Genomic DNA, 14,652 nt, shown 5'->3' on the forward strand with positions numbered 1-14,652 from the left:
GCGTCCCCGTCGTTCGAAAGCCTTCCACGGTCTGTCCGAAGGCGGAACTGCCATTCATGCTTCCGGGTTTCCGATTTCTGTTCGCAGCCGTCCTGCTCACAGTCTCGTTGGTGGTCTTCGGCCTTGGCGCCGCAGCCCTGCTGCGCTCTGCCCATCAGGAATTCGCGACCATTCCGACCAGGCGCGCGCCGCAGGCCGTCTTTGCGCAGCCGCCCGGCGAAGCTCCACCGACATTGGCCATGCTACGCGTCGAGGCACCGGCAGCCCCCACCCCTGAGACTGTCGCGCCGCCAGTGGTCTCCGTGACATCGGCGGCAGAACAGGTGCCCCCCATCGCGGCTCCTGCGGAGCCGGAAAAGATCGCCTTGCCCGAGACCGCCGCGCCCCTGTCGACACTGGCCGCACCGACAGTCGAGATGACTGCCCCGGTGGCGGCGACGCCGAAGCCTGAAGTTGTAGCGAAGTCGGAAGCAACGAAGATCGAAGAGCGGGATCCTCTAACGACGGTTGCCGTCGCACCTGCGACCTCCGTCGAACCAGTTGCTGCCCCTCCTCCCGAGCCTGCCGTCGTTCCGGCACCAGCCGCCGCAACAGAGGTAGCGGCAGGGCCACAGCCGACAGCCACGCTGACCGATGACGACGCAAGATTGTCTTCGACGAAAATTGCGATGCTGGGCGGACCGCCCATCGATACCGAGTCGGTTCCACTGCCGAAAGCGAAGCCTGCTGCAGAGCCCGCCAAGAAGTTCGTGAAGAAGCGCATCGTCGTCAAAAAGCGGCGTGTGGCCGCCCGGCCTGTGGCGGCCGCTGCACCACAGCCAACCGACCCGTTCGGATTGCCGGTCGCGCGCTGACCTCGACCCCGGTTACGCCGGTCCGGTCGCGACGGGCGGACCGTCGGGCTGCCCCCATTCCGACCACGAGCCGTCATAGAGCGCTGAACCGCGCACGCCGAGACGATAAAGCGCCAGCGTCAACACCGCCGCAGATACGCCCGAGCCACATGTGGTGATGATGGGCTTGTCCAGATCGAGCCCCGTGCCGGTGAAGGCTTGGCGCAACTCTTCGAGCGGCTTCATCGCGCCGGTCGCAGCGTCGAACAACAAGTTGTAAGGCAGGTTGCGGCTGGCGGGGATGTGACCGGAGCGAATACCGGCGCGCGGTTCAGGGACACTTCCCTCGAAGCGATTGGCGGCACGCGCATCGATCAATTGCTCTTTGCGCGAATCCAGATTGGCAACGATCTGCGCCTTGCTGCGGATGTACGACTTGTCGAGCGCGGCGCTGAAAGTGCCAGGCTTCGGTGACGACTTTCCGGTTTCTATCGCACGCCCTTCGGCCTTCCACTTCTTCAGCCCGCCATCGAGCACCTTCACATTGGCGTGGCCGTAAGAGAGGAACATCCACCACGCCCGCGGCGCCGCGACCCAGCCACCCGCATCATAGGCGACGACCGTATCATCAGAGGAAATGCCGAGCGCGGCGACATCGCGCGCAAACTGGTCGGCATCAGGATACATATGCGGCAGCGACACAGAGTGATCGGAGACCGCATCGACATCGAAGAACACAGCGCCGGGAATATGCGCAGCGAGATAGTCATCGACCGGCAGTGGCAGCACGCCAGGCATCTTGAACGACGCATCTATGACTTTGACTTTGGGATCGCCCAAATGCGCGGCGAGCCATTCGGTCGAGACAAGAGGATCAGTGGATGTCATGCACAAGTGCCCTTTTATTTTGAAACACCGTCATGGCCGGGCTTGTCCCGGCCATCCACGTCTTCACTCGCGGCAAGACGTGGATACCCGGCATTCGCCGGGCATGACGGCCGAGAGTTACGATTACTTCGACGCCTTCGGCTCGACCTTCTCGACCGCGCCGCCCGCATTGCGCCAGGCGGTGAAGCCACCGCCCAGATGCGCCACCGGCTTCAGGCCCATATCGGCTGCGGTCTTGGCCGCCAGCGCCGAGCGCCAGCCGCTGGCGCAATGGAAAATGAATTTCTTGTCTTCCTGGAAGATCGGCTTGCCATAGGGACTTTCCGGATCGATCCAGAATTCCAGCATGCCGCGGGTGCAGGAGAACGAGCCGGGGATCTTGCCTTCGCGCTCGATCTCGCGGGGATCGCGGATATCGACGATAACGACATCCGGGCTTTCCGCCGCTTTCATTACGTCCTCGACGCTCATGGTCTCGATCTGCGCGTTAGCTTCGTCGAGCAGCGCCTTGTAGCCGCGGGTAATCGTCTGCGTCATGCTTTTCGCACCAGTTCCTTCATTGCACCTTCGAGACCTTCAATCGTCAGCGGATACATCCGTTCCGAGAACAGCCGGCGAATGATGGTCGTGGACTCCGAGTAGTCCCAGTGCCGCTTGGCGACAGGATTGAGCCATACCGCATTCGGATAGGTCTGCGTGATGCGCTCCAGCCAGACCGAGCCGGACTCTTCGTTCACATGTTCGACCGAACCGCCGGGCACCATGATCTCGTAAGGCGACATCGAGGCGTCGCCGACGAACACGATCTTATAGTCATGGGCATATTTGTGCAGCACGTCCCAAGTCGGCGTACGGTCCGTGAAGCGGCGTTTGTTCTGCTTCCACACGCCTTCATAGAGGCAGTTGTGGAAGTAGAAATACTCCATGTGCTTGAATTCGCTCATCGCCGCCGAAAACAGTTCCTCGACCTGCTCGATATGCGAATCCATGGATCCGCCGATATCGAAGAACACCAGCACCTTGACCGCGTTGCGCCGTTCCGGGCGCATATGGACGTCGAGATAGCCGTGGTTGGCGGTCTCCCGAATCGTGGTGTCGAGATCGAGCTCATCGGGCGCGCCGGTGCGGGCAAACTTGCGCAGACGGCGCAGCGCCACCTTGATGTTGCGGATGCCAAGCTCGACATTGCCATCGAGATCCTTGAACTCGCGTTTGTCCCAGACTTTCACCGCGCGCCGGTGGCGGCTTTTCTCCTGCCCGATACGGATGCCTTCCGGATTGTAGCCTTCGGCACCAAACGGTGATGTCCCGGCGGTGCCGATCCATTTGTTGCCGCCCTGATGACGTTCCTTCTGCTCTTCAAGGCGCTTCCGCAGGGTTTCCATGAGCTTGTCCCAGCCCATAGCCTCGATCTGCTTCTTCTCTTCCTCGGTAAGATATTTCTCGGCGAGCTTCTTCAGCCACTCGGCGGGAATCTCCGCCTTTTCCATGGCGTCGAGCAGGCTCTCAAGCCCCTTGAAGACCGTGCCGAACACCCGATCGAACTTGTCGAGATTGCGCTCGTCCTTCACCAGCGCTGCGCGGGACAAATAATAGAAATTCTCTACCGACTGATCAGCGAGGTCGGCGTCGAGCGCCTCCATCAGCGTGAGATATTCGCGCAGAGTCACCGGGACCTGTGCATCGCGCAGCGATGTGAAGAATTGCAAGAACATGATTGACAGATTGCCCGACCACCCGCGTCCGTCAAGGGCCGGATGTGGTAGAAACCTACACAGCTCCGTGGTGCGCCATCGCGGCGCATATCCGGAATAAGCGAGATTTGTCAGTCAAACCGGGGCGAATTCCGCTCCGCGGCATGGTGAAGCAATCGCTTGTCAGATTGCAGGTATTTGTTTCAACAATTCCGGCGTCAGTAACCACGCAGCGCGGTGTCCCGCCATCGGCGGGCATTCTTAGCTATCGTGAAAGCAACAACGGCCATGGTGATGGCCTGTTTTGCTGTCAACATAGAATCGAATGACCGTACCCACGACACTGACCAGCAGTTCGCCGAGCCGACTCTCCGCGCCAGGTGTGATCGTCACGCTGTTCGTGCTGGCGATGAGCGCGTGCGTGCTCGGGCTTGTCGTCTGGAAGGCGCTCGATGCCCGCCAGACCGTATTGGCGCAAAGCGAAACCGACAGTCGAAACCTCGCACATTCGCTGGTCGAACATGCTTCGCGCTCGATACAGGCCATCGACATCGCCATGAGCGGGATGGCGGATCTGCTGAAGTACCAAAACCCGCAGCCGGATCGCTTCAACACGTTTCTGGCCAACACGGCGAATGCACTGCCACAGCTGCGCGAAATCGGTGTATTCGATACGCTTGGGAACTGGCGCTATTCCTCGCTGCCGGAAACGCCAACGCACAATAATTCCGACCGCGACTATTTCACCTATCATCGCGATCACACCGACTCCAATATCAGGATCAACGCTCCCATCACGTCGCGGCTAACCGGCCGCACGTCAATCATCCTGTCGAAGCGGATCGACAGCCCCGATGGCAGCTTCAAAGGTGTGATGACGGGCGCGATCGACAACCAGTACTTCAGCGATTTCTACAAAACATTCCAGATCGGCGAGAGCGGCGGCATCAGCCTGATCCGAAGCGACGGCATACTGCTGATTCACTGGCCATCGATGGAAGTTGGGAAGGACCTCTCCGGAACTCAGCTCATTCAGACCCGTCTGAAACAGAGTCTGGCAGGCTTCTACAAGATCGATTCGCCGTTCGACGGCATCACCAAATATTTCAGCTACGAGCAAACCACGCAGTATCCGCTGATCGTCACAGTCGCGATTCCGGAAGATCAGGTGTTGGCGATATGGAAGAGCAATCTGCTCTCCGACGTTATCGTTGCTTCAGTCCTGCTCTGCACCGTGATCCTGCTCGCCGCCCTGCTATCGACCCAGTTTCGCTTCCGGCTCAACATGGAACACGCGCTCCGCGAGCGCGAGTCCCGCTATCGCCTGCTCGCCGACAACATCGCCGATGTTATTATCCTGCTCGATCGCTTTGGAAATATCGTCTTCGTCTCGCATTCGGTCGAATTCGTTTTGGGGCATAATCCGAAAGATCTGCTCGGGCGCTCCTGCTTCGAACTGGTGCACCCGGAGGATGTGGAAGCCGTGAAGGCGGCCAGCGCGCAATTGAAAGATCTCACAGCGAACCGCACCGTGATTTTTCGAACTTATCGTGACGACCATTCACTCGCTTGGGTGGAGGTTAACTTCAAACTGGCCACCCGCGATATCGATCGCGACAAGGTCGAAATCGTAGGCGTGCTGCGCGACGTCACCCTTCGAAAAAGCATGCAGGACGAGTTGACGTCGTTGAATACAAAGCTCGCCGAACTCGCGACCACTGACGGGCTGACGGGGCTCGCCAACCGCCGCACACTCGACGGCTTTCTGCGCCGCGTCTTTGAGCAGCACGACGAGATGTCGGTGCTTTTGATCGATGTCGACAACTTCAAGGGCTATAATGACAGCAACGGCCACCAGGCCGGCGACGAATGCCTCAAACGCGTCGCGGCCGTCATTGCCGATGCCACGATCAATACGCCGGCATTGTCCGCACGTTATGGCGGCGAGGAGTTCGCCATCGTTTTGCCGGACGTATCCGAGGCCGATGCGATCACTATCGCGGAAGCCCTGCGTCTTCGAGTCAGGGCATTGGAGATTCCAAATATGGCATCAACCCGTGGCCACCTGTCGATCAGCGTCGGCGTCGCCAGCCGGAACAGCCTGACCTCGAACGAAGCCGTCCTGGTCGGCGAGGCCGATCTGGCGCTTTACGAGGCCAAACGACGTGGTCGAGATTGCGTTGTCGCCAATTCGGCGCTGCAACGCGAATATTTCAGCGCGGGCTTTTCTCACAACGGCTGATCCGCCAATTGCCGCCAGACCGCCCGGCTTTTCCCCGCCATGATATGTTCTTCGTCATCGCAAAAGGTCCCGCGAAGTGCCCGGAATGGTGGCTGGACCTGACCAATAATTCAATTAAACTTCGCCCGGAAACGTGCCGGCTGGCCAAATTGGCCGACGGCTGATGATCACAACAGGAATGGCGCGTCACTTGATGTCGCCCGCGAAGGATTGATCCATGGGAATTCTCGCAGCATTGCTGATCGGTGCCATCGCCGGCTGGTTGGCCGGGTTGATCGTTCGTGGCGCCGGCTTCGGCCTGCTCGGCAATATCGTAGTCGGCATCATCGGCGCACTGGTCGCTGGCTGGCTGCTGCCGCGATTGGGGGTGAGCCTTGGCGTCGGGGCGATCCGCGACATCATCAACGCCACCATCGGCGCGGTGATCGTGCTCGTCATCCTGTCGCTGATCCGGCGCTGACGTCGCATCCCCTCACTCTGCGATCGCCTACCGCGATTCCCATCATTTTCGGCGGCGCGCGTCCGCGCGACAAGAAGAACAAGGCAAAGTCTCCATGAAATTTACCGGCACCGAAAACTATGTCGCGACCGATGATCTCAAGGTCGCGGTCAATGCCGCTATCGTGCTCGAACGCCCGCTGCTGGTGAAGGGTGAACCTGGCACCGGCAAGACCGTACTGGCCGAGGAAGTCGCCAAGGCGCTGGGCGCACCGCTGCTGACCTGGCACATCAAGTCGACCACAAAGGCGCAGCAGGGCCTCTACGAATACGATGCCGTCTCGCGCCTGCGCGACAGCCAGCTCGGCGATCCCCGCGTCTCGGACATCGGCAACTACATCAAGCGCGGCAAGCTGTGGGAAGCTTTCACCCACGCAGAGCGACCGGTGCTGCTGATCGACGAAATCGACAAGGCTGACATCGAATTCCCGAACGACCTTCTGCTCGAGCTCGACCGCATGGAATTCCATGTTTACGAGACCGGCGAGACCATCAAGGCGGCAAAGCGCCCGATCGTGATGATCACATCGAACAACGAGAAGGAATTGCCCGACGCGTTTCTGCGCCGTTGCTTCTTCCACTACATCAAGTTCCCCGACATCGACACCATGAACCAGATCGTCGAGGTCCACTTCCCCGGCATCAAGCATCGCCTCGTCGCCGAAGCGATGCGTATTTTCTTCGAGGTGCGCGACGTGCCCGGCCTCAAGAAGAAGCCATCGACGTCGGAACTGCTCGACTGGCTGAAGCTGCTGGTCAATGAGGACATGTCACCGGAGATGCTGCGGGAGCGCGACCCGCGCAAGCTGATCCCGCCGCTGCACGGCGCGCTGCTGAAGAACGAGCAGGACGTGCACCTGTTCGAGCGGCTGGCGTTTTTGAACAGACGGGAAGTCTGATCCCACCATCGAGGTATACAGCCTTCACGAAAAACCGCCCTCAGGGGCGGTTTTTTAATACCTATTCCGGAGATATTTTCCAATTTCAGTATACATAAACTGGTTCTAATCCCCGTTTTATTGAGATATCGTCCCTTCAAACGCCATCCCTGTATACAAACAGGACTCAAGAACTGCGCCACGGAGGAATACGATGCCCGCTTCATTCCCGCTGAACGCCTGGTACGCCGCCGCCTGGGATGCCGACATCAAGCACCAGCTTTTCCCGCGCACGATCTGCGGCAAGCATGTGGTGATCTATCGACGCTCCGATGGCGGCGTTAGCGCGCTGGAGGATGCCTGCTGGCACCGACTGGTGCCGCTCTCCAAGGGACGTCTCGAGGGCGACACGGTTGTCTGCGGCTATCACGGCCTGAAATACAACGCGCAGGGCCGCTGCACCTTTATGCCCTCGCAGGAGACCATCAATCCCTCCGCCTGCGTGCGCTCCTATCCCGTGGTCGAGCGGCATCGCTTCATCTGGCTGTGGATGGGCGACCCGGCGCTGGCAGATCCGGCACTAGTGCCGGACATGCACTGGAATGACGATCCGGAATGGGCCGGCGACGGCAAGACGATTCACGCGAAGTGCGACTACCGCCTCGTGGTCGACAATCTGATGGATCTCACCCACGAGACCTTCGTGCACGGCTCCAGCATCGGTCAGGACGACGTCGCTGAATCTCCTTTCGATGTCACCCATGGCGACAAGACCGTGACGGTGACGCGCTGGATGAAGGGCATTGAGGCGCCGCCATTCTGGGCTGCGCAGCTGCGCAAGCCCGGTCCCGTCGATCGCTGGCAGATCATCCACTTCCAGGCGCCGAGCACGGTGAATATCGACGTCGGCGTCGCACCGGCCGGAACCGGCGCTCCGGAAGGCGATCGTTCGCAGGGCGTCAACGGCTTCGTGCTCAACACCATGACGCCGGAAACCGAGACCACCTGCCACTATTTCTGGGCCTTTGTGCGCAACCACCGCATCACCGAGCAGAAGATCACCACGGAAATCCGCGAAGGCGTCGCGGGTATTTTCCGCGAGGACGAGATCATTCTCGAAGCGCAGCAGAAGGCGATGACCGAGAATCCGGACCGCGTATTCTACAACCTCAATATCGATGCCGGTGCGATGTGGTGCCGGCGGGTGATCGACCGCATGGTGGCGAAGGAAAGTACGCCACCCAAACTGCAGGCGGCAGAGTAAAATCATGAGCGAACGCGATACCGAACGCTCCGTCTCGCAGACCGTCCGTGCGCAGCTGGCACTGCGCGACATGATCCTGTCCGGGACGCTGCGCCCGGGCGAGCGCATCAGCGAATTGCAGGCTGTCGATATCACCGGCGTCTCGCGCACGCCGGTACGGCTGGCGCTAGTGCGACTGGAAGATGAGGGCCTGCTGCAGGCAATCCCGTCCGGCGGCTTCATGGTGAAGGCGTTTTCCGAGCGCGATATTCTCGACTCCATCGAACTGCGCGGCACGCTGGAAGGCCTCGCAGCCCGCTTCGCCGCCGAGCGCGGCGCCAGCGCCCGCAACCTTGAACCACTGAAAGAATGTCTGTCGGATCTGGATCAACTGGTGCGGCAGGATCCGATCTCGGTGGAAGCCTTCTCTACCTATGTCACCATGAACGCCCGTTTCCATGCGCTGCTGACCGATCTCTCCGGCAGCGCGCCGGTGATCCGGCAGATAGATCGTGTTTCGGCGATGCCCTTTGCCTCGCCCAGCGCCTTCGTGATGGCGCAGTCAGCGCTGCCGGAAGCGCACAACATCCTGCTGATCGGCCAGGAACATCACCGCATCGTCGTCGACGCCATCGAGAATCGCGAAGGTGCGCGCGCCGAGGCGATCATGCGTGAGCACGCGCGGCTTGCCGTGCGCAATCTGCGGCTGGCACTGCGCAATCGCAATCATCTCGATCTGCTGCCTGCGCTCGCATTGCTGACCTCGACACCGGCGGATTGACGGAGACCTTTCATGCGTTTTGCAGAACACTGGATGGGATGCCGCGTCGAGGCCACGCGCAATGTGGCGCCGAACATTCGCGAGATCACACTGAAGCCGGATACACCGCTGCCTTCCTACCCTCTCGGCAGCCACATCAATGTCAGCCTCCTGATCGACGGCCAGCCACAGACGCGATCCTATTCGCTGGTGGGAGAACGCAGCAACGAGTTGCTGCGGATCGCTGTGCGGCTGGCACCGGATAGCCGCGGCGGCTCCAAAGCCATTTGGGCACTGCAGGTCGGCGCGCGGCTGGAGATCTCCAGCCCGTCATCGCTCTACGACATCGACTGGAATCGTGGGACATACTGCCTGATCGCCGGCGGCATCGGCATCACGCCGATCACCGGCATTGCCGCAGCGCTCCACAGCAAAGCCATCGATCTGCAACTGCACTATGCGGTCAAGGCTCGCAGCGAAGCCGCCTATCTCGATGAACTATCGACGCTGCTCGGCGACCGCCTGACGGTGTACGCCAGCCATGAAGGTGCTCGACTGGATTTCGCCGCGACCTTTGCTGCCTTGCCTCACGATGCCATCGTCATCCTCTGTGGCCCGATGCGCATGCTGGAAGCAGCCCGGCGCGAATGGAACGCCGCCGGACGCGCCCCCGCTGATCTGCGCTATGAAACCTTCGGCTCCAGCGGTCTCCTGCCAACTACGGAATTTCGCGTCCGGCTGAAGGGCAGCGGCGCGGAGATCGTGGTCCCGCAGAGCCGCTCGATGCTGGCAGCTCTCAACGAGGCCGGCTTCGAGGTGATGTCGGACTGCGAACGCGGCGAATGCGGGGTCTGCGCGATTGATGTCCTCGCCATCGACGGCGAAATCGATCATCGCGACGTGTTCTTCAGCGATCACCAGAAGAGCGGCAATACGAAGATCTGTCCCTGCGTCTCGCGCGTCGTCGGCACGGTGACGGTGGATACGCTCTATCAGCCGGACGCTGTCTGACCGTCAGCGTTCACCGCGCAGCGACGCAATCATCGACATGATCGCAAGCAGGATGACCACGGCGCCATAGACATAGGCCACGACAGCCAGTCCGGCATATGGCACAGCCACGCCTGCAGCGAGTGCCGGCAGGCTGAAGGCCAGATAGGACAACACATAGAACGCCGCCAGCAAACCGGCGCGCTGATGCGCCTCGGCGGTCGGCAGCAGCGTGCTCAGCGAGCCGGCGAAGGACGCGCCGAAGCCGAAACCTGCGATCACCGAACCGGCAAACAGCATCGCAACGCTGTGCTGCCAGATGCCGAGCAGCGAGACGAAGACGCCCAGCGACAGCGCGGCCGTGCCAATCACCAGCAACCGCTGCGCCGGAAGCTGCCGAAGGGCGGCCACGGTCAGTGCTGCAGCGAGCATCAGGGTCGCGACCACGACGCCGCCGACCCAGGGCGCGGAGACGCCCATCGTCGTTGCGACCACCGTGGGCATCAAGGACAGGCTGAAGCCGCCCAACGCCCATGTGGCGACGGTGGCCGGTGCAACGCGCAGCAGCGCGGCGCGCGATTGGCTGGGTACGCGCACATGCGGCCGCAGCGAGGCCAGCGCGCCGGATTTGCGCGACACAGTCTCGGGCATCACGAACAGCAGCACGATCATCACAACCGTCAGCGCGAATAGAACCTCATAGACCAGATGCAGCGGATCGGGCGCGAAGGTGACGAGCGCCGCCGCGCCAAGCGCGCCGACCATCAGGCCAAGAAAGGCGGTCACGCTGTTGAGGAGCGGTCCGCGCTTGCGGTCGGTATCGAGGATCGCAGCGCCCAATGCCGTTGTCGCCGTGCCGACGCACAGGCCCTGCACGGCACGCGCGAGGATCAATTGCCCGACATCACTGGCATAGGAGAACAGCACCATCGCGATGGCATTCAGCAACAGACCGCCGAGAATGACCGGACGGCGTCCGACATAATCGGACAGGCCACCGACCGTCAGCAACGCCGCCAGCAGGCTGATCGCATAGACCGCGAATACCAGCGTAATCATCAGCGGCGAGAGGTGCATCGACTGTTGGTAGAGCCGGTACAGCGGCGTCACCGCGCTGCTGCTGGCCGCGACCAGCGCGGCCCCGGCGAAACTGAATGCCGTCATGGCCGACGGCCTCAACACCCAACCGGCTCGGACGGGTGACGTTTGAGCATTGGAAACACACGTCTTTTCGGCGCCGCCTTGCATAGCTCATTCCTAAAAGCTAAATAGTTGCATTAGGCATCTAGGTCGCCCGAGACCTTAATGCAAATATTTTGCGTTAAGAATCTCATTTTTTACAGATGGCAAGACTGCCGGAGAACGAAGTGACGGTGAAGGAACGGGTCCGGATCGGTGGACGCAGCGCGCGGATACAGAGCGCCGTGCATGATGCTGTCCGCAAATTGGGGGCTCTTTCCACCCGAAACCAGATCACCGTGCCACAGATCGCTGCCGAGGCTGGCGTGACGCCATCGACCATCTATCGGCGCTGGGGCGATCTCTCCGCGCTGCTCGCCGACGTCGCCGTGGCGCGGCTGCGGCCGATCGCGGATCCTGACGACACTGGCGCGGTCGAAACCGATCTGCGCGCCTTCATCGAGCAATATGCCGAAGAGATGTCATCTCCGGTCGGCCAGGCCTTGATGCGGGACGTGCTGTCGGCCCTCAAGGAGGGACTGCCCAGCGCCTGCGCAGGCTTCACCTGTGATCACCTCACCACCCTTAACGCACGCGCCAAAGCGCGCGGCGAGACGCCGTTCGATATCGACGAGGTGATCGACCATGTGGTGGCGCCGATCATCTATCGCGCGCTGTTCAGCGAACAAATACCGACATCCGATTATTGCAATCGCCTGATTGACCGGATTTATCCGCCTGCCCGCAAGCGACGTGCTGCCAGTTGATCGTCAGCGCGGCTTCTCGTCCAGCTGATAGGTCAGATGCGCCTTCACCGTCGGCCATTCGCCGGGCAAGATACTATAGACAACCGTGTCGCGCAGCGTGCCGTTCGGCGCAATCTGGTGATTGCGCAGGATGCCGTCCTGCTTGGCGCCGAGCCGCTCGATGGCACGACGGGACTGGTGGTTGAAGAAATGCGTGCGGAATTCCACCGCGATGCAATCCAGCTTTTCGAAAGCATGCTGCAACAGTAGGAGCTTGCACTGGGTATTGAGCGCGGTGCGCTGCACCCACTTGCCATACCAGGTCGAGCCGATCTCGACCCGGCGGTTGGCGGCATCGACATTCATATAGGTCGTCATGCCGGCGATCTTGCCGTCGGCATCCTTCACCGTGAATGGCAGCATCGCGCCTGATGCCTGCAGAGCGAGCCGACGGTCAATCTCGGCGCTCATCTTTTCGAGCGTTGGGATCGCCGTGTACCAGATCTTCGAAAGGTCGCCTGACTTGGCGGCCTCGATCAGGCCATCGCAGTGGTCTTTGGCAAGAGGTTCGAGCCGGGCGTGAGGTCCACTGAGCGTAACGGGTTCAAGCCACGGCATCGATCTTCCTTCAGGCTACTTGTTCAAGAAGTTAAGCGGCAAGCCACCGCGCGGCCAATCCATTGCGATCAGCTCGCCCTTGCCTGACAGCGTGATATAGGCCGTCTTCAGCTCGGGGCCGCCGAATGCGATATTCGTGGTGACGCGGTCGCCAGTTTGTATCTGTTCCACCAATTTTCCATCCGGCGCAATCACCGAGATGCAGCCGCTGACCAGCGTTGCAACGCAGACATTGCCGGAGGCTTCAACCGCGAGAGAATCGAACATCTGATAGCCGCCAAGGCCCGCGATGGGACGGCCGCGCTCGCCACGGTAGATCACGTCGCTCGGCTTCACCTCGCCGGGGGCGCCGACGTCAAAGGCCCACAACCGTGCCGTCGGCGTCTCGGCCACATAGACGGTCTTCTCATCGGGCGACAGGCCGATGCCATTCGCGGGCAACATGCCGAAATGACCTTCGACGACCTCGGTCGCACCCGGCTTCATGTAATAGAACGCGCCGACATCCATGTCGCGATGGCGACGCTTGCCGAGATCGGTGAACCAGAGCCCACCCTGCTTGTCGAACACCAGATCGTTCGGTCCCTTCAGCGGATGCGCGCCGCATTTGTCGAACAGGGTTTCGACCTTGCCGTTAGAGAGGTCCACGCGCTGGATCGAGCCGCCGATATATTCATGCGGCTCCGGCGCGCCAGGCATGACGGCGCCGCGCGACGCCGCCCAGCTGAAGCCACCATTGTTGCAGAGATACATCTTACCGTCCGGACCGAGCGCAGCGCCGTTCGGGCCGCCGGGAATTTTCGCGACCACTTCCTTGCGGCCATCGGGCCAGACTCGCGTCAGTTGCTGCGCACGGATTTCAACCAGAATGACGGACCCGTCCGGCATCACCACCGGGCCTTCGGGGAATGCGAGATCGGTGGCGAGGACACGGATGTTGGGGCTGGACATGGAAACTCCCTGACATTTTTCTTGGTTTGTTATCGCACCTTGGGCGGGTGACGCAGCGTGGCCGAAGTAGAGCAAACATGTCCCGCGCTGCCAAGCCGCGCAAATGCATGGCCACTTGCGTGGAATTTCCATTCAGCTTTAGCTGCGGACAACGAAAACACACAAATCCGAGGAAGCCCGATGCCGACCGACACCGCAGTTGCGCCTGAAGCCGATGACGAAGTGCTTTACTCTGTCGCCGATGGCATCGCGACCGTCACGCTCAATCGCCCGCAACGGTTGAACACGATCTCGCGTGAGATGCTGTCGCAGCTCAGCGAACTCTTCCTGAAAGCCGACGCTGATCCCGAAGTCCGCGTGGTGATCCTGACGGCCACCGGCCGCGCCTTCTGTGCCGGGCTCGATATGGCCAGCGCCACCAAGGGCACCGGCATCGGCTCCGCCAATGACGCCAACAACAGCCGCACCACGCTCGATCTCAAGTCAGCGCCCCCGATCGTGATGTTCAACATGGAGAAGCCGACGATCTGCGCCATGAATGGTGCCGCCGCCGGCTATGGCATGGACGTCGCACTCGGCTGCGACATGCGCATCATGGCGGAGAGCGCAAAATTCGCTGCAGCCTTCGTCAAGCGCGGCGTAGTGCCTGAATCCGGCGGCACCTGGTTTCTGCCGCGCATGATTGGCTGGGCCAAGGCAGCCGAGCTGATCTTCACAGGCCGCACATTGTCGGCGCGCGAAAGCCTCGAAATGGGCCTTACCAACGAGGTGGTTGATGATGCGGAATTGATGACGCGCGCCAATGCCGTCGCGGCCGAGATTGCCGCCAATGCGCCGCTCGCAGTGCAGGCTGCCAAACACATGATGCGCTCAGGTCTGTCCGAGAGCTTTGGCGACCACGTCCATCACGTGTTCCTGCAATTGCTGCCGCTGTTTCGCACAGCGGATTTCCGCGAAGGCATGGCGTCGTTTCTTGAGAAGCGCCCAGCTAAATTCACCGGCAAGTGAGCGCGACGCACAAACATATCGACGCGGTGTTGTGCGCCGCGTCATGCTTTGCTGATTAAGTCAGCTTTCCAACTTCAAGGCTTGGTGCATACTCCCGGCATTCGAGCCGCATCACAAAAGCCTG

The 14,652-nt window shown here is 61.0% G+C and carries 15 protein-coding genes; 9 read left to right on the top strand and 6 right to left on the bottom strand.

Annotated features, from left to right (window positions below; all coding sequences use genetic code 11):
• Window positions 1-56: 56 nt before the first annotated feature.
• On the top strand, window positions 57-854 hold the full coding sequence (locus CHC01_RS26705; protein ID WP_089267390.1) for a hypothetical protein: 798 nt from the start codon (window positions 57-59) through the stop codon (window positions 852-854).
• A 12-nt stretch (window positions 855-866) separates the two neighbouring features.
• Here the strand turns inward: CHC01_RS26705 and sseA are convergent, their stop codons facing one another.
• The 3 genes from sseA to CHC01_RS26720 all read right to left on the bottom strand — a co-directional run bounded on the left by sseA (window position 867) and on the right by CHC01_RS26720 (window position 3,436).
• Window positions 867-1,721, bottom strand: a complete 855-nt coding sequence (gene sseA / locus CHC01_RS26710; protein ID WP_089267391.1) for a 3-mercaptopyruvate sulfurtransferase — start codon at window positions 1,719-1,721, stop codon at window positions 867-869.
• 123 nt (window positions 1,722-1,844) lie between these two features.
• Entirely contained in the window at window positions 1,845-2,258 is a 414-nt protein-coding gene (locus CHC01_RS26715; RefSeq protein WP_068732221.1) for a rhodanese-like domain-containing protein, read from the bottom strand.
• The gene (locus CHC01_RS26720; RefSeq protein ID WP_089267392.1) at window positions 2,255-3,436 is read right to left on the bottom strand and encodes a vWA domain-containing protein; all 1,182 of its coding nucleotides are present in this window, start codon (window positions 3,434-3,436) and stop codon (window positions 2,255-2,257) included. The genes CHC01_RS26715 and CHC01_RS26720 overlap by 4 nt, the downstream gene beginning before the upstream one ends.
• Window positions 3,437-3,740: 304 nt before the next feature.
• Here CHC01_RS26720 and CHC01_RS26725 point away from each other — a divergent pair, with 304 nt between their 5' ends.
• The 6 genes from CHC01_RS26725 to CHC01_RS26750 all read left to right on the top strand — a co-directional run bounded on the left by CHC01_RS26725 (window position 3,741) and on the right by CHC01_RS26750 (window position 10,047).
• Entirely contained in the window at window positions 3,741-5,657 is a 1,917-nt protein-coding gene (locus CHC01_RS26725) for a diguanylate cyclase (protein WP_089267393.1), read from the top strand.
• Window positions 5,658-5,874: 217 nt separating this feature from the next.
• Entirely contained in the window at window positions 5,875-6,117 is a 243-nt protein-coding gene (locus CHC01_RS26730) for a GlsB/YeaQ/YmgE family stress response membrane protein (protein WP_089267394.1), read from the top strand.
• Window positions 6,118-6,211: 94 nt separating this feature from the next.
• Window positions 6,212-7,054 carry an AAA family ATPase gene (locus CHC01_RS26735; protein WP_068732213.1) on the top strand — a complete coding sequence of 281 codons (843 nt, stop codon included), beginning with the start codon at window positions 6,212-6,214 and terminating at the stop codon, window positions 7,052-7,054.
• 193 nt (window positions 7,055-7,247) lie between these two features.
• A complete protein-coding gene (locus tag CHC01_RS26740; protein ID WP_089267395.1) occupies window positions 7,248-8,297 on the top strand; it encodes an aromatic ring-hydroxylating dioxygenase subunit alpha in 1,050 nt (349 codons plus the stop codon).
• Between the two features lie 4 nt (window positions 8,298-8,301).
• Complete coding sequence (locus CHC01_RS26745) at window positions 8,302-9,057, top strand: GntR family transcriptional regulator (RefSeq protein WP_089267396.1); 756 nt, start codon at window positions 8,302-8,304, stop codon at window positions 9,055-9,057.
• Between the two features lie 12 nt (window positions 9,058-9,069).
• The gene (locus CHC01_RS26750) at window positions 9,070-10,047 is read left to right on the top strand and encodes a PDR/VanB family oxidoreductase (RefSeq protein WP_089267397.1); all 978 of its coding nucleotides are present in this window, start codon (window positions 9,070-9,072) and stop codon (window positions 10,045-10,047) included.
• 3 nt (window positions 10,048-10,050) lie between these two features.
• Here the strand turns inward: CHC01_RS26750 and CHC01_RS26755 are convergent, their stop codons facing one another.
• Window positions 10,051-11,190, bottom strand: coding sequence for an MFS transporter (locus CHC01_RS26755; RefSeq protein ID WP_089267398.1), 1,140 nt, complete (start codon window positions 11,188-11,190; stop codon window positions 10,051-10,053).
• Between the two features lie 203 nt (window positions 11,191-11,393).
• Here CHC01_RS26755 and CHC01_RS26760 point away from each other — a divergent pair, with 203 nt between their 5' ends.
• On the top strand, window positions 11,394-11,972 hold the full coding sequence (locus tag CHC01_RS26760) for a TetR/AcrR family transcriptional regulator (protein WP_089267578.1): 579 nt from the start codon (window positions 11,394-11,396) through the stop codon (window positions 11,970-11,972).
• Window positions 11,973-11,975: 3 nt separating this feature from the next.
• Here CHC01_RS26760 and CHC01_RS26765 read toward each other — a convergent pair whose 3' ends face one another.
• Together CHC01_RS26765 and CHC01_RS26770 are read right to left on the bottom strand one after the other, a co-directional pair.
• Window positions 11,976-12,569 carry a GNAT family N-acetyltransferase gene (locus tag CHC01_RS26765; protein WP_089267399.1) on the bottom strand — a complete coding sequence of 198 codons (594 nt, stop codon included), beginning with the start codon at window positions 12,567-12,569 and terminating at the stop codon, window positions 11,976-11,978.
• A gap of 15 nt (window positions 12,570-12,584) precedes the next feature.
• Window positions 12,585-13,520 (bottom strand): SMP-30/gluconolactonase/LRE family protein, encoded by a 936-nt coding sequence (locus tag CHC01_RS26770; protein WP_089267400.1) that lies wholly within the window; start codon window positions 13,518-13,520, stop codon window positions 12,585-12,587.
• 180 nt (window positions 13,521-13,700) lie between these two features.
• Here CHC01_RS26770 and CHC01_RS26775 point away from each other — a divergent pair, with 180 nt between their 5' ends.
• Window positions 13,701-14,528, top strand: coding sequence for an enoyl-CoA hydratase/isomerase family protein (locus tag CHC01_RS26775; protein WP_089267401.1), 828 nt, complete (start codon window positions 13,701-13,703; stop codon window positions 14,526-14,528).
• Window positions 14,529-14,652 lie beyond the last annotated feature (124 nt).

Origin of the sequence: Tardiphaga sp. OK246 (genome assembly GCF_900188215.1) — a bacterium.
Classification (GTDB): Bacteria; Pseudomonadota; Alphaproteobacteria; order Rhizobiales; family Xanthobacteraceae; genus Tardiphaga; species Tardiphaga robiniae.

Coding starts and splice junctions, on each gene's coding strand:
- CHC01_RS26755 (WP_089267398.1), bottom strand. CDS start 11,190: ATGACGGCATTCAGTTTCGCCGGGGCCGCGCTGGTCGCGGCCAGCAGC.
- CHC01_RS26745 (WP_089267396.1), top strand. CDS start 8,302: ATGAGCGAACGCGATACCGAACGCTCCGTCTCGCAGACCGTCCGTGCG.
- CHC01_RS26765 (WP_089267399.1), bottom strand. CDS start 12,569: ATGCCGTGGCTTGAACCCGTTACGCTCAGTGGACCTCACGCCCGGCTC.
- CHC01_RS26725 (WP_089267393.1), top strand. CDS start 3,741: ATGACCGTACCCACGACACTGACCAGCAGTTCGCCGAGCCGACTCTCC.
- CHC01_RS26750 (WP_089267397.1), top strand. CDS start 9,070: ATGCGTTTTGCAGAACACTGGATGGGATGCCGCGTCGAGGCCACGCGC.
- CHC01_RS26705 (WP_089267390.1), top strand. CDS start 57: ATGCTTCCGGGTTTCCGATTTCTGTTCGCAGCCGTCCTGCTCACAGTC.
- CHC01_RS26720 (WP_089267392.1), bottom strand. CDS start 3,436: ATGTTCTTGCAATTCTTCACATCGCTGCGCGATGCACAGGTCCCGGTG.
- CHC01_RS26775 (WP_089267401.1), top strand. CDS start 13,701: ATGCCGACCGACACCGCAGTTGCGCCTGAAGCCGATGACGAAGTGCTT.
- sseA (WP_089267391.1), bottom strand. CDS start 1,721: ATGACATCCACTGATCCTCTTGTCTCGACCGAATGGCTCGCCGCGCAT.
- CHC01_RS26715 (WP_068732221.1), bottom strand. CDS start 2,258: ATGACGCAGACGATTACCCGCGGCTACAAGGCGCTGCTCGACGAAGCT.
- CHC01_RS26770 (WP_089267400.1), bottom strand. CDS start 13,520: ATGTCCAGCCCCAACATCCGTGTCCTCGCCACCGATCTCGCATTCCCC.
- CHC01_RS26730 (WP_089267394.1), top strand. CDS start 5,875: ATGGGAATTCTCGCAGCATTGCTGATCGGTGCCATCGCCGGCTGGTTG.
- CHC01_RS26735 (WP_068732213.1), top strand. CDS start 6,212: ATGAAATTTACCGGCACCGAAAACTATGTCGCGACCGATGATCTCAAG.
- CHC01_RS26740 (WP_089267395.1), top strand. CDS start 7,248: ATGCCCGCTTCATTCCCGCTGAACGCCTGGTACGCCGCCGCCTGGGAT.